The following is a 22,863-nucleotide window of genomic DNA, read 5'->3' as shown; positions in this document are numbered from 1 at the left end:
CCTTGAAGGATTGTTGCCCCGACACTCCGGCGTTTTCCAAGTCGTTCGGAAAATGCCCTTACTGATGACCCTTGGTGGATCATCCCTGCATTGTCTTGTTTTCCTCACCGTAGGAGCGACAAACGGCGGTCGGCGGCTTTTGCCATTCACTTATCGCTTTATTGGCATCGTTGGCACCGATAGGATCGCTTTGGTCCGAATTGCGATTCGTATCCGCATTTCGAAATGTCCGAATGAGGGTGATATTGCCCCTATGTCGCTCTCGCTGATCGGGGCGAACCCGGATGATCGATCCTCCGTCCCCCGGGTAGCGGGAGTGCCGCCCGAGGTGGCGTACGGGCAGGGTTATGGTCGAGAAGCACGAGGCGAACAGGGGAGGACGCGTGGGTGTCGAGCCGATTCCACCGTGGCCCGGCCGGCTCATCGACGTGGGGGACGCCCGCATCCATGTGCGGACGACCCCGAAGGGGCCGCCCGAGACCGCTCTATACGTGCACGGCCTGGCGGGCTCGGCGACCAACTGGACCGACCTGATGGGCGAGCTCTCCGACGAGGTGCGGGGGGTCGCCGTCGACCTGCCGGGGGCCGGGCACTCCCCGGAGCCCGTGAACGGCGACTATTCGGTCCCCGCCCATGCCAGGGCGCTGGTCCGGCTCGTCGAGGCTCTGGGAGAGGGGCCGGTCCACCTTTTCGGCAATTCCATGGGCGGCGCGGTCTCGGTGCGGGTCGCGGCCACGCGGCCCGACCTCGTCAGGTCGCTGACGCTGGTCTCGCCGGCGCTGCCCGACCTGCGGCCGAGGTACGGCCCCGCCAGGATCGCCATGTCGGCCGCCCCGCGCCTCGGTGAGCTGGCCGTCCGCTGGCTCAGCGCGCTGCCGCCGGAGCGGCGCGTCCAGGCGACGCTCAGCATGTGTTACGCCGACGCCGGGCGGGTCCACCCGGAGCGGTTGCACGAGGCGATAGAGGAACTGCGCCGCCGCGACGGCCTGCCGCACGCGGGGGCGGCCATGGTCGGCTGCGCCCGCGCGATCGTGCGCGAGTACTTCCGCGTGGGCCCCGACAACCTCTGGCGGCAGGCCGAGCGGGTCTCCGCGCCCACCCTCGTCGTGTACGGCCTGCGCGACCGGCTGGTCCACGCCCGTATGGCGCACCGGGCCGGACGGGTCTTCCGCGACGTGCGCCTGGTCACACTTCCGCGCGCCGGTCACGTGGCGCAGATGGAGTATCCCGAGCTGGTGGCCCGGGAGGCGCGCCGCCTGCTGGCCTACACGAGGACGCCCCTGCGCCGAACAGCGTGATTGGGGAATGCGGGGCCACCCCGGTTAAGTTGTGAGAAGAGCTTGTGTTGGGCCCATGGAGCCGAGCGCGACCATTGGCACGAAAACGGGACACGGAAAGCAGGAGTGGGACTGTGTCGTTGCCACCGCTGGTAGAGCCGGCAGCAGAGCTGACGGTTGACGAGGTGCGCCGCTACTCGCGCCATCTGATCATCCCCGACGTCGGCATGGCGGGTCAGAAGCGCCTCAAGAACGCCAAGGTGCTGTGTGTGGGCGCGGGCGGCCTGGGCTCTCCCGCGCTGCTGTACCTGGCCGCGGCCGGTGTCGGGACGCTCGGCATCGTCGACTTCGACGTCGTGGACGAGTCGAACCTGCAGCGCCAGGTGATCCACGGGCAGTCGGACGTGGGCCGCCTCAAGGCCGAGTCGGCCGCCGCGAGCGTGCGCGAGATCAACCCGCTGGTCAACGTCATCATCCACAACGTCGCTCTCACGACCGACAACGTGATGGACATCTTCTCCGGCTACGACCTCATTGTGGACGGCACGGACAACTTCGCCACCCGCTACATGGTCAACGACGCGGCGGTGCTGCTCGGCAAGCCGTACGTGTGGGGGTCCATCTACCGGTTCGACGGCCAGGCGAGCGTCTTCTGGGCCGAGCACGGCCCGTGCTACCGCTGCCTCTACCCCGAGCCCCCGCCGCCGGGCATGGTCCCGAGCTGCGCCGAGGGTGGCGTACTCGGCGTGCTGTGCGCGTCCATCGGCTCCGTCCAGGTGAACGAGGCCATCAAGGTCATCACCGGCATCGGCGAGCCGCTCGTCGGCCGCCTGATGATCTACGACGCGCTCGAGATGAAGTATCGCGACGTCAAGGTCCGCAAGGACCCCGAGTGCCCGCTGTGCGGCAAGAACCCCTCGATCACCGAGCTGATCGACTATGAGGCGTTCTGCGGCACGCTCTCGGACGAGGCGCAGCAGGCCGCCGCGGGCAGCACGATCACCGCGGGTGAGCTCGAGGCGATGCGCGAGCGGGGCGAGGACATCATGATCATCGATGTCCGCGAGCCGAACGAGTACGAGATCGTCAACATCCCCGGCGCCGTGCTGATCCCCAAGGGCGAGTTCCTCAACGGCTCGGCCCTGGAGAAGCTCCCGCAGGACAAGAAGATCGTGCTGCACTGCAAGTCGGGCGCCCGCTCGGCCGAGGTGCTCGCGGTCCTCAAGAACGCCGGCTTCTCCGACGCCGTCCACGTGGGCGGCGGCGTGCTGAGCTGGATCAAGACGGTCGACCCCAGCCTCCCGACCTACTGATCCGCGACGACACGACGACGGCCGCCGCCTCCGGACGAGGCGGCGGCCGTCGCCGTTCACGCGCTAAACGCGTTCGTCCGGCACCACGCTGAGACCGCTGGGCGCGACGATGCGCTGCAGGTTCTCGACGTACGCGGCGAACGCCACCCGTCCCCGGTCCGTGAGCTTGAACCACGTCTTGGGCCGCTTGCCCACGTATCCCTTGCGTACGGCGACGTATCCGGCGCTCTCCAGCGCGCTGCCGTGCTTGGACAGGACGGAGTCGCTGACGCCGACGGTGTCGCGGACGAACCCGAACTCCGCCTCTTCGGCCGCCGCGAGCAGCGAGACGATCTGCAGCCGGGTCGGCGCGTGGATGACCGGATCGAGCTCCATCACGAGCTGCTCTCGATCCCCCGGGCGAGCAACGCGGAGATCCGGCGCCCGACGAAGGGCCCGGTCACGAGCTGGAACGCCGTCATGGCGAGGCCGCCGTACGTCCGGGCGTAGGCCACCTCGGCCGCGTCCAGGCGGAAGGCGACGGCCAGGCAGATCACGATGCTCAGGAGGAGCCAGAGTGCGAAGAGCGCCATGGCGTCCAGGCGAATCAGGCTGCGGTGAGTCGTCATCGCACGCGTCCGGACGAAGACGGCGACCAGTGCGCCCATGCCGGCGAACAGCAGCACACCCGTGATCGCCATCACCGGAACGGGGGTGCCCGGCTCGGTGACGAACTGCACACCGGTCACGAACAGCCCGACGGCGACGACGTACCAGGTCGGGAACCAGGGCCGGGACCTGACCGCCTTCATCTGCGTCTGCCGGATCGTCGCCAGGCTGCGCGCCGCTTCCTCAGGGTTCATGGAGCTCCTCCCAATGCTCTTTCCAACTTGGAAAGTACTTTTCACTTTCCGAAGCGTCAAGTACTTTCCGAGGGCATTTGTGGGGATGGCGGGCGGTAGGTCGCGTTAAGGTCACTGGAGGAGGGAGGCCGCGAAGGGAACGGAGGCGCAGTGGGCGAGACGCGGACCTGGCCGGCCGTGGCCGTGGCCTCCGCGATCACCCTTGTCTGCGCGATCGTCGGCGGGATCGCGGCCAGCGCCGCCGTCGCCGAGCTGACGAGAGGACCGAGCGCCGCGGAGCTGCGCGAGGCGCAGGCGGCCGAGACGGCGCTGCGGTGGGAGCGCTGGCCGGCCGGCCGGATCTTCCCCGCCACCCTGGCCTACACGAGCGAGCAGGGCGGGCGTGAGCTGGCGCGGCGGGTGGGCATCTCCTCGCGCACCGACTGCCGCGGCGCCGTCGACACGGCCATCGCGGGCCAGATGACGGCGGCCGGCTGTCGCGCGATCCTGCGGGCCACCTATCTCGACGCCCTGCAGGGCGTCGTGGTGACGATCGGCGTGGCGGCCTTCCCCGACGAGCTCAGGGCGCGCTCGGCCATCCCCGTCTTCCCCGGCGGTGGGTCGGCCGCCCCCGGGCTGCGCGCCCTCCCGTTTCCCGGCACCGTGACCGACCGCTTCACCGCGAGCGGGCGCCAGTCGCTGACCCTGCGTACGGCCGGGCCGTACCTCGTGATGACGACGGCGGGGCAGGTCGACGGGCGCCCGGCCCGTGCGCTCGGGGAGCAGCGGGAGACCATGTTCTCGTTCACGGCGGACCTGGCCGAGGAGGTCGGCGCGATCCTCACCGCGCCGGCGTCCCCGGACTGCACCGCCAAGGAGTGGCGGTGCTGACCGCGCTGCGCCGCGCGGTCCTCGCGGCGTCCGCCGCCGCGCTCGCCCTGTCGGGCGGCGCGTTCCTCGTTCCCGGCCCGGCCCGGGCCGACGACGTACGGCTCAGCCAGCAGGACGTGCTGCGCACGCTCGACGCCGACGACGCCTGGCGGCTGACGAGAGGCAGGGGCGTGACCGTCGCGGTCCTCGACTCGGGTGTCGATCCCGATCATCGCGACCTCGCCGGATCGGTCGTCACCGGGAGGGACTTCACGGCCGGGGCCAACCCGCGCGGGGTGCAGCCGGTGCGCCTGCACGGCACGTACATGGCCTCGCTCATCGCCGGGCACGGGCACGGTCCCGGCGGCGCCGACGGCATCATCGGCATCGCGCCGGAGGCCAGGGTGCTGTCCGTGCGGGTGATCCTCGAGGACGAGGAGCCCGGATTCCGCACGTTCAACTCCGACGCACGGTATGAGGCCGTGGTCGCCAAGGGCATCCGCTACGCCGTGGACCACGGCGCCGAGGTCATCAACCTCTCGCTGTCGAAGGACATGCCGACGAAGGACGAGCGTACGGCGATCAGGTACGCGATCTCCAAGGGCGTCGTCCTCGTCGCCGCGGCGGGCAACGACGGCGCGGGCAAGCGGACCGCGCCGTACTCCTACCCGGCGGCGATCCCCGGCGTGATCTCGGTGGCCGCCGTCACGTCCACGCTGCGGCGGGCCTCGTTCTCCAACCGCAACTCCTCGGTGATGGTGGCCGCGCCGGGCGTCGACGTCCTCGGGGCCGGTCCCGGCGACGAGTACTGGGTCGGCCGGGGAACCTCCCAGGCGACCGCGCTCGTCTCCGGCGTCGCCGCGCTGATCAAGTCGCGTTATCCCCGCATGTCGCCCGCCCTCGTCGCGCAGGCGCTCACGTCGTCGCCGGCCAGGAAGGGGCCGTACAACACCGGCACCGGGTTCGGTGTGGTCAACGCGTACCGGGCGCTGAGCGTCGCGGCCACCCTCGCCCGCCACCGCGCCACGGCGTCGGGAGCGGGCGTGCAGAGCCCCGCACGTGCCGTCCGCTCGGCCGCGAACGACCAGGACCCCATCGTGGTCGTACGGCGCGACACGGGGGGGATCCTCCTCTGCGGAGCCATCGCGCTCGGCGCCTTCGCCGGCTCCGGCGCGGGTGTGGCCGTCCTGCTCGTGCTCACCCGGCGGGCGCGCAGACGACAGCGGGAGGAAGACGACGCGCTGCCGCCGGCTCCTTGGCCGACGGGCCTGCCGACGTAGCATCGAGGTATGCCGCCCGAGCAGTCCCGCAGCCCGCAGACGGCGCGGACGCCGTCCGGTGTCCGGCGGGCGGGCCCGCGGGCACTGCCGCTCGGCGCGTCCGCCCGCCGCGCCCGCGCGCGGCCCTGGACGGCGTCGAGGGGACGGGCCGCCGCGGCCCAGGCGGCCAGGGAGCGGGCCGAACTCGAGCGCGGCATCCGCTTCCGCTCGCTCTATCTGACGATCATGGGCGTCGTCCTCGCCGTCGCCGCGGTGAACGTGCTGCTGGGGTCGGTCGGGCTGATCCAGGAGAACAGGTCCAGGCCGCTCACCGACGCCGAGCGCGCCCGCTACGTGGCCGAGGACGTGGCCCGGCGGTGGCGCGCGTGGCCCGCGGGCATGGTCTTCCCTGAGGAGCTTCCGTACACGGCGCTCGGCCGCGCCCAGCAGTACGCGCGCAGGGTGGGCATCGCCCCCGAGGCGGCGTGCGCCGCGGCGGTCGACTCGCCGGTGGCGTCGGTGCTGCGCAAGCACGGCTGCCAGGCCGTGCTGCGCGCCACCTACGTCGACCAGACCTCGACGTTCGCCGTCACCGTGGGCGTCGCCGTGCTGCCGGGCGAGCAGGCCCGCGCCGACGCGGCGGGCGAACTGCCCGTGGACGACCGGGTGGGCGTACGGCCCGTGGCCTTCCCCGGCACGGTCACCGACACCTTCGGCGCGGCCCAGCGCCAGCGCACCGGATGGGTGGGCGCCGGGCCGTACATCGTCTTCTCCGCTGTGGGGTACACCGACGGGAGGACGCGTGCCTCCGTCCCCCTGGAGGAACAGGTGAACAGCGAGATGTGGCCCGTGGCCGAGACCGTGGCCGGGCGCATCGCGCGCGCCCTCGGAGAGCCCCCCGACGTCCCCCGCTGCACCCAGGGGAACGTGTGCTGAGGCCGGCCTTCCTCTGCGCGGCGCTCACGGCCGTCCTCCTGGGGACCGGACCGGCGGTCGCGGCGGCGCCGGCACCCGGCGGCGAGGACTCGCGGTGGGCGCTCGACGCCGTCAACGCCGCCGCCGCCTGGAAGGTCAGCAGGGGCGCGGGCGTGACCGTCGCCCTGCTCGGCAGTGGGCAGCCCGACGCCGGCGTGCCCGAGTTGAGCGGCCGGGTCGAGCGCGGGCCTGACATGACGGGTGCGATGTTCGGCGACGACACGGTGCGGCCGGGCGACGACGTGACCGCGCTGGCCTCGGCGATCGCCGGGAGCGGGCGCGGCGGGGGGACGTCCGGGATCGCGCCGGAGGCGCGGGTGCTGTCCCTCCCCGTGGTCAGGAGCCACCCCGAGGGCGGCTCGGTCGAGCCCGAGAGCCCGGCGGGAGAGACGCAGGACAGTCCGCTCGCGCGCGGCATCCGCTACGCGACCGGCCGGGGCGCCAAGGTCATCTGCCTGCCCGTCCCCGCGTACGCGGTGGACCGTGTGGAGCGGGACGCCATCTCCTTCGCGCTGGCGAGGGGCGTGGTGGTCGTCGCGGCCGTGGGGGACGCCGGCCGGTCGCCGTACGCCCGGCAGAACGGCACCTCCTACTGGGCGTTCCCCGCGGGCTACCCGGGAGTGGTGGGCGTCGCCGCCGTCGACCGCAAGGGCGCCAAGACGCCGGGCAGCAGTGACAACCTCTCGGTCCTGGTCGCCGCGCCGGGGGACCGCGTGCCTGTCACCCTCGCAGGGGGCCGACGGGGCGCCGTGTCGGGGACCGGCGTGGCCAGCGCGCTCGTCGCGGGCGCTATCGCACTAATAAAGGCGAGATATCCGGATTTGCCGCCGGAATTGGTGTCGCGTGCTTTGACGGCGACATCCCGTCCTCATCCGTCCGCGGGTTATGACGACAAAATCGGATTCGGCGTTGTGGACGCGGCCGCGGCCCTGCGGAAGGCCGCGGAGCTGACCGGATATGGTCACGCGTCCTCGCTGCAGGACGACGCGCATTTCGGCAAGGGCCCGGTCTCGCAGGGGCCCGCGCGCCCGGGGCCGGATCCGGTTAGGCTCTGGATCTACGGCATCGCCGTGGCCCTCGGAATCGGCGGTTTCTGCGCCGCGGCCGTGGCGCTCCGCCGCCGGTGATCACATGTTGGCCGCCGTTCTGCAGCATTTCGGACGCGGTCTTCCCGATGTTCGTGTTTCCGGTGACAAGGCCAGGTCAAATTTCGCTAGGGTCGCGGCTCATGGGGTACGAGCTGCGCGTAGAGCGGGATGCACCGCTCGCCTACGCCGAACTCGCGAGCGTCTCGGCGCGAGCCGGATTCGAGCTGCGCGGGTCGCACGAGGCGGGCGAGGTCGTCGCGCGCCACGGCGATTCCGTGCACCCGATCGCGACCTGGTCGGGACGGCTCTTCGGCCGGCCCGGGTCCGACTGGCAGGTCGCCCAGCTGGCACTTCTCACCGACCTCATGGGGGCCAGGCTCGTGGGTGAGGACGGCGAGGCGTACGGCATCAGGAACGGCGTGGTCGAGCAGATCAACGGATCGTCCACCTACGAGTTCGGCAAGCTCGAAGAGATCATCGCGGCCGGGCCGACCGAGTGGAGCGCTTGAGGGACGGCCGCGGCCAGCCGCCGCCGTACGCGGAGCGGGTGCTCGACCTGGTCGAGCGGATCCCGCGCGGCAAGGTGATGTCGTACGGAGACGTCGCCGAGTATCTCGGCGAGGGCGGTCCGCGGCAGGTCGGCCGCGTGATGTCACTGTGGGGCGGAGCCGTGCCGTGGTGGCGGGTGATCCGCGCCGACGGCACCCCCGCGCCCGGTCTCGAGGCCGAATGCCTGGCCCGGTGGCGCGAGGAGGGCACCCCGGTCCGCGGCGCGCGGGCCGACATGCGCGCGGCCCGCTGGGACGGCCGGGACCGACGGTCGCGGTGATCATCGTAGCCCGTTCCCCGGCGCTGACTTGGGGGCTGACAGGCCGCGCCCCGGGCGGTCGGATCTGCGCACTTCCCCCGGCGTAGTGCCGCTCGTCACCCGGTGCCACAGGGGTGTCACCCGCTGATTCACAGGAAATCCACAGGCTTCCGCGAGTCAGGTCTGGCAGTGTTCTGAGGGCATTACCATTTTCTGAACACAGGTCTGGCGAAGGGTGGTGCCTCCCGAATGACACCCGCACCCACGAGCGACGCCGTCGCTGAACGACTGCGGGCTGTCCAGGAGCTTTACGACCGAGGCGAGCCGATCGACGCGCTGGTCGCGCTCGTGCGCGCGGAGGGGCTCAGCCCCGCGCAGCGCCGGGAGGTCGACCGTGAGGCGATCGTCGGTCCCCTGGGTCTGCGCCTCGACGCCGCAGCCAAGCGCGGGCCCGCCCGCCGCCGCCAGACCATCGACGCGCTCCGGCCCTACCTCGCGGAGGTCGACCCGAAGGTCAAGCGGGAGCTGCCGGTCGGGCGCCGGGTCGCCTGTCACCTGATCGAGACGCAGGACCCGGGCGAGCTCGCCGAGGGCGACGCGCTGGCCAGGCTGGCCGCCGCCGCGGCCGAGCCCTCCCGCCGGGTGCGGCGGGGCCTGCGGTGGTATGCCGACCTGCCGGTCGAGGTCGACGACCCCTCGCTGCTGCGCCTGCGGGCAGCCGACCTCGTGCCGGTCACGCAGATCGACGACATCACCTGGGCGGGCAACCGCCTGAGGGTGACCGGGCACGCCTACATCGCGGGCCTGTCGGTCCGCAGCGGGCGGTTCAACCGCGCCACCGTCGTGCTGCACGGCCCCCGCTGGCTGCCCCGGGTCACGATGAGGACCCGCAGGACCTACCGGCCCGAGGCCACCCACGCCGCCCGCGAACCCGGATGCAACTACGACTGGGCGGGCTTCACGGCCGAGCTGCATCCGTTCGCCCTGCGCTGGCGCGCCGGGGTGCGGGCCCTGGTGCGCGGCACGAAGCGGGTGCTGCGCCGCCGCCACACCGTCCAGGACACCACCACCTGGCGGGCCGAGATCGTGATCTGGAGCCGCGCCGCCCGCGCCAAGGGCATGCTGCGCGGTCCGGTGATCGGCCGCACCGAGCGCCCCGCCGGGCTGCAGGTGCGCCCGCGCTGGTGGGTGCGGCCCGTGTGGACCTCCGACAAGGCGCTGCAGGTGGTCTACCAGCCGACCCGCGCCCAGCTCGCCGGTGTGCGGCTGAACGGCGACAACATCGAGCTCACCGGCTTCCTGCCGGGCCGGCCCGTCACCAAGGGCAAGGCCCGTGTCGGCGGCCACCGCATGTCGGCCGACTTCGCCCCGGTCGAGGGCGGCAGCCGCTTCTCGCTGTCGCTCGCGGTCGGCACCCTGCTCAACGCGGAGTCCCGGCGGCTGTGGGTCGAGCCCAAGGGAGACCCGGCCGCGGCCGTCATGCTGGAGGGCGCGGAGGAGACCCGCCTCCTGCTCGGCGAGCGCGAGGTCACGGTGCAGGGCGACCGGCGCGACCGGGTCGTCATCTCCGGTCACAAGATCCTGCCCGTGATCACCACGGCCGAGTGGCACGACGAGTCGATCACGCTCACCGGCCGCTACCCCGACCCCGACCAGGGCCCGCGCGACCTCGTGCTGCGGCACCGGGGCGGGCTCACCATCCGCGTGCCGCTCGAGCGCGACGGCGAGCGCTTCACCGTACGGCTGTCGCCCGGCGCGATGCCGCGCTTCGGGTCGGCCGTGCCGCTGGCCGAGGGCACCTGGAACGTCTCGGTGGCCCCGCCCGGCAGGTATGGCCCCGCCATGGTGCCCGCCCGGTTCGACCACGCCGGCCTCGACGCGCTGGACGAGAGCCCGCGGCTCATCGGCGGCCGGGTCTACCGGTTCGTCGCCACCCGCTACGACGTGCCGGTGCTGGTGGCGGCCGAGGACCGGCCCGGCGACGAGCGGAGCGCGGCGGGCGTGTGGGCGCTCAGCCGCACCTTCTACCCGGCCGAGCGCGCCCGGCCGCTGCGCGAGGCCACCGTCTACGTCTCCTTCGACGGCCGTGCCTACTCCGACAACCCGCGTGCCATCTACGAGGAGCGGATGCGGCGCGGCGACGAGGGCGAGCACATCTGGGTCGTCAGGGACGGCGCGTTCGTCCCGCCGGGCTCGCGAGAGCTGGGGCTCGGCGACGGCGTGGTGCCCACGGTCGTCCGCGAGGGCAGCCGGGAGCACTACGAGGCGCTGGCCCGCGCCCGCTACATCGTGTCCAACGGCTTCATGCCGCAGTGGTTCCGCACCCGTGAGGACCAGGTCTGCGTGCAAACCTGGCACGGCACGCCGGTCAAGCACATCGGCCGCGACCAGGCCCACATGAAGCGCGAGCCCCGGCCCCCGGTGTGGCACCGCCAGGCCGTGGAGGTCCGCGGCTGGGACCTGCTGCTGTCGCAGAGCCCGTGGGCGTCGTCCGTCCTGCGCAAGGCCTTCGGTTACGAGGGCGAGATCCTGGAGTCGGGCTACCCGCGCAACGACGTCCTCGTCTCCGGCGAGCGTGACGCGCTGGCGGCGGAGATCCGGCGCCGGATCGGCATCCCCGAGGGCAAGCGGGTCGTGCTGTACGCGCCGACCTACCGCGACTACGACCGCAGGAACGCCTCGGTCAAGCTCGACCTGGCGGACGCGAAACGGGCACTCGGCGCCGACCACGTCGTGCTGGTCCGCGGCCACATGATGCAGGCCTTCCCGCACGTGCACGCACACGACGGCTTCGCGATCGACGTGACGACCTACCCCGACACCGCCGATCTGCTGCTGATCGCCGATGTGCTCGTCACCGACTACTCGTCGGTCATGTTCGACTTCGTGGCGACCGGGCGGCCGGTCGTGCTGTTCACGCCGGACCTGGCCAAGTATCGCTCGTCCCGCGGGCTGTACCTCGACCTGGAGTCCCAGCGCCCGGGACCGCGCCTGGAGACCTCGCCCGAGGTCGTGGAGGTCCTGCGGAACATCAACGCCGTGACCGCCAAGCTGACCGACCGTTACGCGGCCTTCACGCGGACCTACGCGCCGCACGACAACGGCAAGGCCACCGCGCGGGTCATCGATCGCGTCTTCACGTCCTGACCGGCACGAGAACGTTGCGGATTGCGAGGTAGGAGTGTCGGACGGACGAGGTTCGCAGGGGACGAGATTAGGCATGCGGCCATATGGGCGGATGCTCGTGCTGGCCGCGACGGTTCTTCTCGTGGACCAGGCCTCCAAGTTCTGGGCGACCTCCGCGCTTTCCGACGGTGAGAGCATCACGGTGATCCCGCGGCTGATCCGGTTCCGGTTGTTGCTCAACGCCGGCGCTGCCTTCTCGACCGGCACGGGGGTGACGTGGGTGTTCACCCTGACGGCGGCCGCCGCGGTCGCCGGCATCCTTTACGTCGGGCGGCGGTTGCGGTCGCCGGCCTGGACCCTCGTGCTGGGTGCGTTGCTCGGGGGCGCCACATCCCATCTGCTCGACCGCCTCTTCCGCCCGCCCGCCTTCGCCCAGGGCCATGTCGTGGACTTCATCGACTACGGCGGCCTGTTCGTCGGCAACGTCGCCGACATCGCGCTCGTGGGGGGCTGTGCCCTCCTCCTGCTGCTGAGCCTGCGCGATGTCCCTCTCGGGGGCGTGCCCGATCAGGGACGTCCGTCCGCGTAGGCGGACCGCCCCGCCGGTTCTCCTCCTGACCGGTATGACCTCTGCGCCCGGGCCCGTCTCCACGCGGCCCGGGCGCGGCATTTCTCCCTAGCGCCTGGCGGGATCCCGTCGGCATGTGTCGCCAATGCCCCTGGGAAGGCACGCGGCCGGCTGGTTGGCTTTCTGACGCGGGTTCGCCGTCGCCATCCGCGGTGCCGGCCGTCTGCTCGCGTCATCACGACAGCCATCCGAGAGAGCCGCACGATCATGAGTCTTGTCATGCCGATCCTGATCGGCCTCGCCTACGCCGTGCTGATGTCGTTGATCCCTGAACCGCACCGCCGTCGCTTCAACGCGATCATGGTGGGCGGAGCGGGGGCCGCCTACCTCAGTGGCGGGGGCCTCGGCGGCTGGGAGTTTCCCTTCACCGCCCTCGTCGCGTACTGCGCCTACCGCGGCCTGGAGTCGTGGTCGTTCATCGGGATCGCCTGGCTGCTGCACACCGGATGGGACATCCTCCATCACCTCAAGGGCAGCCCGATCATTCCCTTCGCCCACGACTCGTCCTTCGGCTGCGCCATCTGCGATCCCGTCATCGCCCTGTGGTGCTTCTGGGGCGGTCCCTCGCTCATCGGCCTCGTCCGGGCTCGCGTCACCCGGCCGCACACACCGGACGCGGTTTCCTCCTAGCGGGTGTGCTTTCTTCCACTACAGCGGTGCGCACACTCACCGTCTCTTGTCGTCACCTCCTTTCGAATCTGTTACTTTCCGTGTCTCTCGAATGACCGTGCGTACCATCGAGGTGTAGGGAGACGGAGAGGATGGCGAGGGGATGGCGCTCACAAAGCCGACGAGGCAGGGCAGACGGCGGCATGTCTTCAGATCTGCGGCCTTGGCGCCCGGCGAAGTGCCCGAGCCGGAGCCGATCGACGGCGAGGACGACATCCGGCGCCTATGCCAGGAACTCAACGATGCCGGCTACCCGGCCGAGATCACCTATGGCCGGGTCGTCGTGAGCCCGAAGGTCAGCCGTGAACAGTCGAACGTCACCTTCCGGCTGATGAATCAGCTTTTCGACTCGGTCCGGGAGAATCGGTGGGTCATCCATTCCAACTGGGGAGTGCACATTCCGCCGTTCCCCGACATGCGGCTTCCCAGTCTCATGATCGCGCCCCAGGACGCCGAGCAGTACGACGACATGCACATCCTCGGACACAGTGCGCTGCTCGTGGTCGAAGTGTGCTCCAGGGGAACGCGGTCGATCGACTGGGACGAGAAGCCACTGGAGTATGCCCGTGCGGGGGTGCCGCTTCTCCTGATCGTCGACCCGGTGACCGACCCCGCGACCGTGACGCTGATGAGCCTGCCGTGCAAGGATCTCGCAATGGACGACCTCCGCGAGCCGTACGAGCGGGTCGAGACAGTCCATGCCGGGGAGTCGCTCCGGCTGCCGACGCCGTTCGACATCGATCTGGCCACCGGTGAGCTGCTCGCTTGAGCGAGAAGCCCGGCGCACGGTGACCTCAGGCCTGGTTCGTCGGCAGCACGACGACCTGACGGAGGTTGACGTGCTTGGCCCGGCTGACCGCGTACGCGATCAGGTCGGCGATCTCCTCGGCGGTCATGGGCGTGATGACCTGGAACATGCCGGCCAGTTGCGCCCCGAGCGCTGGGCTGTCGACGTGGTCGCCCAGCTCCGTCGCCGTCAGGCCCGGCTCGATGTTGGTCACCCGAACCCCGCGCGGGCCGAACTCCGCGCGCAGGTTCGCGGACAGGTGGGTGAGGGCGGCCTTGGTCGCCCCGTAGACGGCATAGCCGGGGAAGACGAGGTGGGAGCCGATCGACGAGATGTTGACGAGGTCGGCCGTCCGGCCCTCCTCCGCCGCCGCGAGCAGGTCGGCCGTGAAGGCCCGCGTGATCCGCAGGGCGCCCGCGATGTTCGTGTCGAGCATCCGCGTCCACTCGTCGATTCGGCCGTCGTCGATCGGGTTGGGCAGCATCACCCCCGCGGCGTTGACCACCAGGTCCACAGGCCCGAGCTCGGCGTGGACACGGTCCACGGCGGCGGCCACGCTGTCGTCCCGGGTGACGTCGGCGGTCACGGCCAGCGCCGTGCCGCCGTCCGCGGCGATCTTCCGGACCAGGTCCTCCAGCCGGTCGGCGCGGCGGGCGAGCAGCGCGACCTTCGCGCCGGAGGCGGCCAGCAGCCGCGCCGTCGCCTCTCCCATGCCGCTGGCGGCCCCGGTGACAACGGCGACGCGTCCGGCCAGGTTCTCGTAGCTCATCGTGACTCCTTCGAGTTCGAGGTTGACGAGAGCCACTCTGGCGGGACGGGCCGGCTCTACCCAGCGCACGCCTCTTCCTGGTAAAGCCAGTACTAGGCTTGAGCCCCATGGATGGTGATCTGGGACGGTTCCTGCGTTCTCGCCGGGCCCGGATCCGGCCCGAGGACGCCGGGCTCCCGGCGCACGGGCGGCGGCGAGTCAGCGGGTTGCGGCGCGAAGAGGTCGCGCTGCTCGCGGGCGTGAGCGTCGACTACTACATCCGCCTGGAGCAGCAGCGCGTACGCAACGTCTCCGACGAGGTGCTCGACGCGGTCGCCCGAGTGCTGCGCATGGACGGCACCGAGCGGGCGCACCTGCGCCGCCTCCTCCGCCCGCCCGACGACCGGCAGGCTCCCAGCGCCGGCATCCGGCCCGGAGTGCGGATGCTTCTGGACGCGGCCGACTCCGTGCCGGCGTTCGTCCTGGGGCCGCGGATGGACGTGCTCGCCTGGAACGCCCTCTCCGACCGGATCAACGGGTTCTCGGCCATGCCCGCGGGCGAGCGCAACATGGCCCGCCAGACGTTCCTGACTCCGCGGGCGCGCTCGTTCTACCGCGACTGGGCGGCCGTGGCCGCCGAGACCATCGCCCACCTGCGCCTGTACGCCGGGAGGCACCCCGACGACCCACTGCTGGGCCCGCTCGTCGCCGACCTGTCCGCCGACACCGGCTTCGCCCACCTGTGGGAGGAGCACCGGGTCGCCGAGAAGACCTTCGGGGTCAAGCTGCTGCGACACCCGGAGCTCGGCGACCTGGACTTCGCGTACGAGACCCTGGCCCTGCCCGGGGATCCCGACCTGCTGGTCGTCGTGTACACCGCCGATCCGGCCTCCCCGACCGGCCGCACGCTGGACAGGCTCCGGCAGGCCCAGCGCGGCGGCCTGGACAAGCCGGACGTACGGGTGACGACCGCCGGCTGATCCGCCCTTCTAGGACACGGAGTGGGCATTCGGGCACGATCTGTCTCCGTGATCTGGTGGAATGCTGTGCTGTGAGTGGTCAGAACTACCGGCTGGTGCGTCGCGGGGGCGTGGGACGTCGCGCGGCTCCCGTGCTGGACGAACATCAGCGCGCCGTCGTCGAGCACGAGAGCGGGCCCCTGCTCGTGCTCGCCGGGCCGGGCACCGGCAAGACCACCACGATCGTGGAGACCGTCGTCGACCGGGTCGAGCGCCGCGGCGTGGACCCCGAGCGTGTGCTCGTCCTCACCTTCAGCCGCAAGGCGGCCGGTGAACTGCGCGAGCGGATCACCGCCCGGATGCGCAGGACCACCAGGACCCCGCTGGCCCTCACCTTCCACAGCTACGCGTACGCGCTGCTGCGCCGCGAGGCGGTGCTGGCCGGTGAGCCGCCGCCGCGCCTGCTCACCGGTCCCGAGCAGTTGCTGGAGATCCGGCGGCTGCTGCACGGCGAACTGGAGGACGGCGCGCGGCACTGGCCTCCGGACATGCGCGAACTGCTCAAGACCCGGGGGTTCGCCGAGGAGCTGCGCGACTTCCTGTCCCGAGCGGCCGAGCGCGGCCTGTACGGCGACGCGCTGGTGCGGCTGGGCCGTGAGCACGGCAGGCCCGACTGGGAGGCCGCCGGGCTGTTCTCCTACCGCTACCAGGACCGCTTCGACCTCGACCCGGTGCCCGCGCTGGACTACTCGGAGCTGATCCGCGAGGCGGCCGGCCTGCTGGCCGACGGCGAGGTGCGGCGGCGCGAGCGGGACGCGTACGACCTGGTGCTCGTCGACGAATACCAGGACACCGACCCGGCGCAGGAGTTCCTGCTCAGTCAGCTCGCGGGAGACGGCCGCGACCTGATCGCCGTGGGCGACCCCGACCAGTCCATCTACGGCTTCCGCGGCGCCGACGTGCAGGGCATCCTGCGGTTCCCCGAGCGGTTCCCGACCCGGGACGGGCGGGACGCCCCGGTGGTCGCGCTACGGGTGTGCCGCCGCAGCGGCCCGGCCCTGCTCGAGACCTCCCGGCGCGTCGCCTACCGGCTGCCGGCCGTACCCGGCCCGGTGAACAGGCACGAGTACAGGCACGAGAACAGGGCCGGCGGCCACCGCGACCTGATCCCGGTCGCGGAGGCCGATCCGGGCGAGGTGAAGGTGCTGCTGGCCGACAGCGCCAGCCAGGAGGCCGCGGTGGTGGCCGACACGCTGCGCCGGGCGCACCTGCTCGACGGGGTGCCGTGGTCGCGGATGGCGGTGCTGGTGCGCAGCGCCGTACGGCACGTGCCGCTGCTGCGGCGGGCGCTGGTCACCGCGGGGGTGCCCGTCGTGGTCGCGGGCGACGAGCTCCCGCTGGTGCAGGAGCCCGGCGTCCGGCCGCTGATCACGCTGCTGCGGATCGCCGCCTCGCCGGCCACGCTCGACGTGGCGACCGCCGAGGAGCTGCTGACCGGTCCGCTCGGCGGCACCGACATGATCGGCGTACGCCGGCTGCGCCGCGCCCTGCGGATCGCCGAGCACGAGGCGGTCGCCGCGGAGGCCGCCGCCGCGGAGGAGGCAGGCCGGCCGGCGCTGCCCTTCACCCCGCGCTCGTCGGACGAGCTGCTGGTCGCGGCGCTGCGCGACGCCCGGGAGCTGGGCGGCGTCGAGCCGCATGTCGCGGCGCCGGCGGAACGCCTCGCGCGGCTCGTCGCGACCGCCCGCGAGGCCGTACGGCACGGCCGGGGCGCCGAGGAGACGCTGTGGGAGATCTGGCAGGCCAGCGGGCTCGCGGAGCGCTGGACGGAGGCCAGCCTCGCGGGCGGGGCCCGGGGCGCCCAGGCCGACCGCGACCTCGACGCCGTCGTCGCCCTGTTCGACCACGTGGCCCGCTTCACCGACCGGCTGCCCAAGGCCGGGGTCGCGGTGTTCCTCGACGACCTGACCTCCCAGGAGATCGCCGGCGATTCGCTGGCCGAGTCAGCCCCCGAGGGCGACGCCGTACGGATCCTGACCGCGCACCGGTCCAAGGGCCTGGAATGGGACGTGGTGGTGGTCGCCGGCGTCCAGGAGGGCCTGTGGCCCGACCTGCGCCTGCGCGGCTCGCTCCTCGGCACCGAGGCGCTGATGGAGTTCGCGGGCGGCTCGGCGCTGGACACCACGCAGGCCGCGACGGCCGCGCTGGCGTCCAAGCTGCTCGCCGAGGAGCGGCGGCTGTTCTACGTCGCGGCCACCCGCGCCCGCAGGAAGCTCGTCGTCACCGCCGTCGGCGGCGAGGACACCGACGAACGGCCCTCCCGGTTCCTCACCGAGCTGCTGCCCGGCGGCGTAGAGGCGGCGACCGTGGACGACCGGGCCCGGTGGCTCAGCATGTCCGCGCTGGTCGCGGACCTGCGCGCGGCCGTGTGCGACACGAGCAAGTCCGAGGCGCTGCGCCGCGAGGCAGCCGCGCACCTCGCCAGGCTGGCCCAGGCCGGGGTGCCCGGCGCCAATCCCGGCGAGTGGTACGCGCTGACCCCGATCTCCGACGACCGGCCGCTCGGCTGGCCCGACGACGTCGTCCAGATCTCGCCGTCGTCGGTGGAGAGCTTCACCAAGTGCGGGCTGCGCTGGATGCTGGAGACCGCGGTCGGGGCCGGGTCGTCGAACGTCACCCAGAGCCTCGGCACGGTCGTCCACGCGATCGCCGCGATGTCCACCGAGGACGGCACCGACTACGTCAAGCGGCTCGACGACATCTGGGACCAGTTCGACTTCGGCGGGCTGTGGTTCAACCGCAAGCAGCGCCGCGTCGCCGAGCAGATGGTCGACAGGTTCGTCCGGTGGCAGAAGGACAAACCACGTGACCTGGTCGCGGTGGAGGAGGCGTTCACCGTACGGGTGCCGGGCCACGACATCCAGATCACCGGCCGGGTGGACCGGGTCGAGCGGGACGAGGCCGGCCGGGCCGTGATCATCGACATCAAGACCGGCAGCGGCAGGCCCAAGGACACCGAGATCGACCGGCATCCGCAGCTCGGGGTGTACCAGCTCGCCACGACCCTCGGGGCGTTCGAGCGGCACGGCCTCATCCAGCCGGGCGGCGCGTCCCTGCTGCACCTGGGCAAGGCGGCGGGCCAGTCGGCCGACGCCAGGGAGCAGGCGCAGCGGGCGCTCGCCGACGACTCCGAGCCCGACTGGGCGGAGAACCTGGTCAAGACGGTGGCGACCGGCATGTCCGCCAACGTGTTCGTCGCCACGGTCAACGACGGCTGCCGCACCTGTGCCGCTAAAATCGCCTGCCCGGTGAACGACAACGGAGGACAGGTGTGCTGACGCCCGGTGAGCTGGCCGGCCGGCTCGGGATCCTCCCGCCCACCCCCGAGCAGGCGGCCGTCATCGAGGCGCCCCTGGAGCCGATGGTGGTGGTTGCGGGGGCCGGGTCCGGCAAGAGCGAGACCATGGCCGGGCGGGTGGTCTGGCTGGTCGCCAACGGCCTGGCCAGGCCCGAGCAGATCCTCGGCCTCACCTTCACCCGTAAGGCCGCCGCCGAGCTGGCCGAGCGGGTGCGCCAGCGGCTGGCCGGGCTGGCGGCGGCCGGGCTGGTCGAGCCGGAGCTGCTCGACTCCGAGCCGACGGTCTCCACCTACCACGCGTACGCCGCGCGGCTGGTGACCGACCACGCGCTGCGGGAGGGGCTGGAGCCCACCATGCGGCTCGTCACACCCGCCGTCGCCTGGCAGATGGCGGCCCGGGTGGTCGGCCAGTACGACGGGCCGATGGACCGGGTGGACCTGTCCCCGCCCAGCGTCACCGCCGCCGTGCTCGAACTGGCCGGGGAGCTGGCCGAGCACCTGCGCGAACCGGCGGACGTCCGCGAGGTCGGCGACTGGCTGCGCGAGCGCCTGGCCTCGCTCACCGGGCGCATCGTCAAGGACCAGCGCAAGCCGGTGGAGACCCAGGCCATCCGTGAGCAACTGCTGCCGATGGTCGAGGCGTACGAACGGCTCAAGCGCGGCCGGGAGGTCATCGACTACGGCGACCAGATGGCGCTGGCCGCGCGGATCGCCTCGCGGCATCCGGAGGTCGGCGCGTCCGAGCGGTCCCGGTTCTCGGTCGTGCTGCTCGACGAGTACCAGGACACCAGCCACGCCCAGCTCGTGCTGCTGCGTTCGCTGTACGGCGGGGGCCACCCGGTCACGGCGGTCGGCGACCCCTGCCAGTCGATCTACGGCTGGCGCGGCGCGTCGGCGGGCAATCTGTCCCGGTTCCCCGGGGACTTCCCGGCGGCGTCCGGAGACCCCGCGGAGGTGCGGCGGCTGTCGGTCAGCTTCCGCAACGGCGAGCACGTGCTCGGCGTCGCGGCCCGGATCCAGGTGCCCCTGCGCCGGGAGGCCCGTGAGGTGCCGGTGCTGGTGCCGGGGGACAACCGGGCGGGCCGGGGGCGGGTGCTGTGCGCCTTCCACGAGACGGCCGAGGACGAGGCGGAGTGGATCGCCGAGGGCCTGGCCGGGATGCTGCACGGCGAGGGCGCCCCGGACGGCCTGCCGTGGGGCGAGGGCGAGCGGGTCAAGCGCGGCCCCGCCCTGCAGCCGCAGGACGTCGCGATCCTCGCCCGCAAGCGGTCGCAGTTCCCGGCCCTGCGCCGGGCCCTGGAGGCCCGAGGGATCCCCGTGGAGGTCGTGGGCCTCGGCGGGCTGCTCACCGTGCCCGAGGTGGCCGACATCGTGGCGACCCTGCGCGCCCTGTACGACCCGACCGCAGGAGACGCGCTGGTCCGGCTGCTCGCCGGGCCGCGCCGGCGGATCGGCCCGGCCGACCTGAAGGTGCTCGGCGACCTGGCCCGCGAGCTCAACAAGGAGATCAGGGCGGCCAGGGGAGGGCCGCGCCCGGAGGACCCGCTCGACCAGGTCGTCGCCGACCTCGCCGAGGAACGCGGCAGCCTGATCGACGCGCTCGACGAGCTGCCCGACCGGCCCGACTGGCTGGAGAGGTTCTCCCCGCTCGCGCGGATGCGGCTGCCCGCCGTCGCCCGCGAGCTGCGCCAGTTGCGCGCCCACGCCGGGCAGCCGCTGCCCGACCTGATCAGCGAGATCGAACGCCGGCTCGGGCTCGACGTCGAGGTCGCCGCCAGGGGAGGCAGCCCGCTGGCCGCCCGCGCCGACCTCGACGCCTTCCTCGACGCCGCCTCCCGGTTCGCCGGAGACTCGGAGGACCCGACGCTCGGCGCGTTCCTGGCGTACCTGAAGGCGGCGGAGAGCGAGGAGTTCGGGCTGGAGGCCGGGCGGGTCGGCGACAGCAACACCGTCAAGCTGATGACCGTCCACGCGTCCAAGGGACTGGAGTGGCCGGTCGTGGTGGTGCCGGGCCTGTCGCAGCTCACCTCCCAGAAGGGCGGGCTGATCAAGGGCAGCATGTTCCCCGCGACCCCGGTCACCAACTCCCGGTGGACGGAGAACCCGCGCAAGCTGCCGTACCCGCTCCGGGGGGACAGCGCGGACCTGCCCGAGCTGGCCGGGCTGGACCGGGAGGCACTGGGCGCCTTCGACGAGCGCTGCCGCGACCGCGACCTGATGGAGGAGCGGCGGCTGGCGTACGTCGCCGTCACGAGGGCGCACTACCTGCTGATCGCCTCCGGCTACCGCTGGGGCACCTCGTCCCGGCCGCTGGAGCCGTCGGACTTCCTGCGCGAGATCCGCGAGGCGGGCGCCCGGGCCGTCCGCTGGGCCGAGGATCCGGAGAGTCCGGACAATCCGCTGCTGGCCGAGCCGCCGGTGGCCGAGTGGCCGTCCGTCACGGTGCGCGACGCGATCCTCGACGGCGCCCGCCTCGTCGAGGAGGCGATGATGGGCGACGCCCCGCCCGCGGCGGCCGACGGTCACGTGCTCCTCAGGGACCGGGACCGGGAGCGGATGCGGGCCTGGGCACGCGACACCGACCTGCTGCTGCGCGAGCGGGAGACGAACCGCCAGCGGGCCGGGGCGGTCGTGGAGCTGCCATCGCGGCTGTCGGTGTCGTCACTGGTCACGCTGGCCCAGGATCCGGCGGCGTTCGCCCGGCAGGTGCGCAGGCCGGTGCCGCGCAGGCCCGCCCCGCTGGCGCGCAGGGGCACCACCTTCCACCGGTGGCTGGAGTCGCGCTGGGGCCAGCAGCGCCTGATCGACGACCTGGAGCTGCCGGGCGCCGCCGACGAGATGTCGGAGACCGACGTCCAGCTCGCCGAGCTGCAGGAGCGGTTCGAGGAGAGCGAGTGGGCCGCGCGCGAGCCGGTCGATCTGGAGATCCCGTTCGAGACGATGATCGGCGACCGCCTGCTGCGCGGGCGGATGGACGCGGTCTTCCGGGAGGGCGACGGCTACGTGGTGATCGACTGGAAGACCGGTGAACGGCCGCAGGGCAGGGCCGCCGAGACCGCGTCGGTGCAGCTCGCCGCCTACCGGGTGGCCTGGGCCGCGCTGGCCGGGGTGCCGCTGGAGAAGGTCGGGGCGGCCTTCCACTACGTCCGCTCGAACGAGACCGTTCGTCCCGTCGACCTCCTCGACGCGGACGGCCTCACCGCGTTCATTCAGCGGGTTCCTCAGGACTGACCGCCTGGTCGAAGAGCGCGCTCGTCTCGATCTTGATTCCGAACGGTTCGGGCAGTTCCAGGACCTCGCCCTCCTCCACTGTGACGATCTGCCGGTACGCCTGCCGGTGGTAGTCGAGGGGCTCCAGATCGGGGAGGGGATCGCTCATCAGCGTCACCCTGCGCGGAGACGTCACGGGGTCCACGATCAGGAAGAGCGGCACGCCCGCCCGCGCGTAGTCGAGCGGCTTCTCCTGCCAGTCGACCTTGTACGTCCCGGGCGAGCACACCTCAACCACGAGCAGGAGACCGCGCCCGTGCGCACGCATTTCGTCGAACGCTTCGGCCTGCTCCGGCAGGACCATGAGGTCCGGCAGTCGAAGGTCGGGCTGGGGTGGAATATGAACTCCCCAGTTGTAGAAGAAGCGCCAGCGGTTGGGCAGCTTGAGGGGGTACAGCAGGTTGGAGAGCTGGTCAAGAATGACTGCGTGCTGCATGTTCGCCGCAGGACTCACGACGACCTGTCCGTTGTGGATCTCCGCCCGGTAACCGGCCTCGTTGAGCGCCAGGCACAAGCGCAGCAGCTGGTCCTCGAGACTTTCGGGCTTGCCGGCCTCTGGGGGCTCGTGCTCGTCCGAGACGAGATCGTCGGGGACGGGGGCGTCCTGCTTCTGTGGGACCGGGTGGTCGTGCCTGCCGCGCTTGGTCGGCTTCGTGAGGGCCATGTCGCCGTCCTCTCCTGCTCCTCCATTGATGGTACGGAAGGTTTCCGGAACGCCACGGAAAGTAACAGCTGGATGATGGGAGGGAAATTCCTCGGAAGGGGCGACGCGGTGAAGGAAAGCCCTACTGGGTGAAGGAAAACCGGCTCTGTGAATCGGTCATAGGCGACGCACCTGCCACAAACGTCCCGCGCCGGGATCGGGATTATCCGCGAGAGTGATTCGCTATTCCGCCGACGCCGAATA

19 protein-coding genes are annotated in these 22,863 nt (G+C 72.1%); 15 read left to right on the top strand and 4 right to left on the bottom strand.

Features of this window, described 5'->3' with window-relative positions; translation table 11 throughout:
• Nucleotides 1-383: 383 nt before the first annotated feature.
• Together FH610_RS33675 and moeZ are read left to right on the top strand one after the other, a co-directional pair.
• Nucleotides 384-1,298, top strand: a complete 915-nt coding sequence (locus FH610_RS33675; RefSeq protein WP_139579272.1) for an alpha/beta fold hydrolase — start codon at nt 384-386, stop codon at nt 1,296-1,298.
• 113 nt (nt 1,299-1,411) lie between these two features.
• A complete protein-coding gene (moeZ, locus tag FH610_RS33670) occupies nt 1,412-2,590 on the top strand; it encodes an adenylyltransferase/sulfurtransferase MoeZ (protein WP_139579271.1) in 1,179 nt (392 codons plus the stop codon).
• 63 nt (nt 2,591-2,653) lie between these two features.
• On the opposite strand, the gene FH610_RS33665 is transcribed toward moeZ, so the two are convergent.
• Entirely contained in the window at nt 2,654-2,965 is a 312-nt protein-coding gene (locus FH610_RS33665; protein WP_139579270.1) for a winged helix-turn-helix domain-containing protein, read from the bottom strand.
• The gene (locus FH610_RS33660) at nt 2,965-3,432 is read right to left on the bottom strand and encodes a hypothetical protein (protein WP_139579269.1); all 468 of its coding nucleotides are present in this window, start codon (nt 3,430-3,432) and stop codon (nt 2,965-2,967) included. The genes FH610_RS33665 and FH610_RS33660 overlap by 1 nt, the downstream gene beginning before the upstream one ends.
• A 150-nt stretch (nt 3,433-3,582) precedes the next feature.
• On the opposite strand from FH610_RS33660, the gene FH610_RS33655 reads away from it, so the two are divergent.
• The 10 genes from FH610_RS33655 (at nt 3,583) to FH610_RS33610 (ending at nt 13,603) form a co-directional block, all read left to right on the top strand.
• Entirely contained in the window at nt 3,583-4,302 is a 720-nt protein-coding gene (locus tag FH610_RS33655) for a hypothetical protein (protein ID WP_240809356.1), read from the top strand.
• Nucleotides 4,296-5,561, top strand: a complete 1,266-nt coding sequence (locus FH610_RS33650; protein ID WP_139579268.1) for a S8 family peptidase — start codon at nt 4,296-4,298, stop codon at nt 5,559-5,561. The genes FH610_RS33655 and FH610_RS33650 overlap by 7 nt, the downstream gene beginning before the upstream one ends.
• Nucleotides 5,562-5,570: 9 nt before the next feature.
• A complete protein-coding gene (locus FH610_RS33645) occupies nt 5,571-6,476 on the top strand; it encodes a hypothetical protein (RefSeq protein WP_240809355.1) in 906 nt (301 codons plus the stop codon).
• On the top strand, nt 6,470-7,642 hold the full coding sequence (locus FH610_RS33640; protein WP_139579267.1) for a S8 family serine peptidase: 1,173 nt from the start codon (nt 6,470-6,472) through the stop codon (nt 7,640-7,642). The genes FH610_RS33645 and FH610_RS33640 overlap by 7 nt, the downstream gene beginning before the upstream one ends.
• Nucleotides 7,643-7,743: 101 nt before the next feature.
• Complete coding sequence (locus tag FH610_RS33635) at nt 7,744-8,112, top strand: hypothetical protein (protein WP_139579266.1); 369 nt, start codon at nt 7,744-7,746, stop codon at nt 8,110-8,112.
• Nucleotides 8,109-8,432, top strand: coding sequence for an MGMT family protein (locus tag FH610_RS33630; RefSeq protein WP_139579265.1), 324 nt, complete (start codon nt 8,109-8,111; stop codon nt 8,430-8,432). Before FH610_RS33635 ends, FH610_RS33630 begins: the two co-directional genes overlap by 4 nt.
• Nucleotides 8,433-8,660: 228 nt before the next feature.
• The gene (locus tag FH610_RS33625) at nt 8,661-11,558 is read left to right on the top strand and encodes a CDP-glycerol glycerophosphotransferase family protein (protein WP_139579264.1); all 2,898 of its coding nucleotides are present in this window, start codon (nt 8,661-8,663) and stop codon (nt 11,556-11,558) included.
• A gap of 73 nt (nt 11,559-11,631) precedes the next feature.
• Entirely contained in the window at nt 11,632-12,126 is a 495-nt protein-coding gene (locus tag FH610_RS33620) for a signal peptidase II (protein WP_139579263.1), read from the top strand.
• Between the two features lie 258 nt (nt 12,127-12,384).
• Nucleotides 12,385-12,795 (top strand): DUF6010 family protein, encoded by a 411-nt coding sequence (locus tag FH610_RS33615; RefSeq protein WP_205826258.1) that lies wholly within the window; start codon nt 12,385-12,387, stop codon nt 12,793-12,795.
• Nucleotides 12,796-12,997: 202 nt separating this feature from the next.
• On the top strand, nt 12,998-13,603 hold the full coding sequence (locus FH610_RS33610) for a Uma2 family endonuclease (RefSeq protein ID WP_161628141.1): 606 nt from the start codon (nt 12,998-13,000) through the stop codon (nt 13,601-13,603).
• 25 nt (nt 13,604-13,628) lie between these two features.
• Here the strand turns inward: FH610_RS33610 and FH610_RS33605 are convergent, their stop codons facing one another.
• Nucleotides 13,629-14,459: an SDR family oxidoreductase gene (locus FH610_RS33605; RefSeq protein WP_205826257.1), complete on the bottom strand. Its 831-nt coding sequence runs from the start codon at nt 14,457-14,459 to the stop codon at nt 13,629-13,631.
• A 38-nt stretch (nt 14,460-14,497) separates the two neighbouring features.
• On the opposite strand from FH610_RS33605, the gene FH610_RS33600 reads away from it, so the two are divergent.
• The 3 genes from FH610_RS33600 to FH610_RS33590 all read left to right on the top strand — a co-directional run bounded on the left by FH610_RS33600 (nt 14,498) and on the right by FH610_RS33590 (nt 21,917).
• Nucleotides 14,498-15,349, top strand: a complete 852-nt coding sequence (locus FH610_RS33600) for a helix-turn-helix transcriptional regulator (RefSeq protein ID WP_139579260.1) — start codon at nt 14,498-14,500, stop codon at nt 15,347-15,349.
• Between the two features lie 71 nt (nt 15,350-15,420).
• The gene (locus FH610_RS33595) at nt 15,421-18,666 is read left to right on the top strand and encodes an ATP-dependent helicase (protein ID WP_139579259.1); all 3,246 of its coding nucleotides are present in this window, start codon (nt 15,421-15,423) and stop codon (nt 18,664-18,666) included.
• Entirely contained in the window at nt 18,660-21,917 is a 3,258-nt protein-coding gene (locus FH610_RS33590; RefSeq protein WP_139579258.1) for an ATP-dependent helicase, read from the top strand. The genes FH610_RS33595 and FH610_RS33590 overlap by 7 nt, the downstream gene beginning before the upstream one ends.
• On the opposite strand, the gene FH610_RS33585 is transcribed toward FH610_RS33590, so the two are convergent.
• Nucleotides 21,892-22,620: a Uma2 family endonuclease gene (locus FH610_RS33585; protein ID WP_139579257.1), complete on the bottom strand. Its 729-nt coding sequence runs from the start codon at nt 22,618-22,620 to the stop codon at nt 21,892-21,894. The two genes, FH610_RS33590 and FH610_RS33585, sit on opposite strands and share 26 nt — an antisense overlap.
• Nucleotides 22,621-22,863: the final 243 nt, after the last annotated feature.

The organism is Microbispora catharanthi (assembly GCF_006334915.2).
Taxonomy (GTDB): domain Bacteria; phylum Actinomycetota; class Actinomycetes; order Streptosporangiales; family Streptosporangiaceae; genus Microbispora; species Microbispora catharanthi.
The sequence above is the reverse complement of the archived record's forward strand: the minus strand, read 5'-3'. Positions and strand labels throughout refer to the sequence as shown.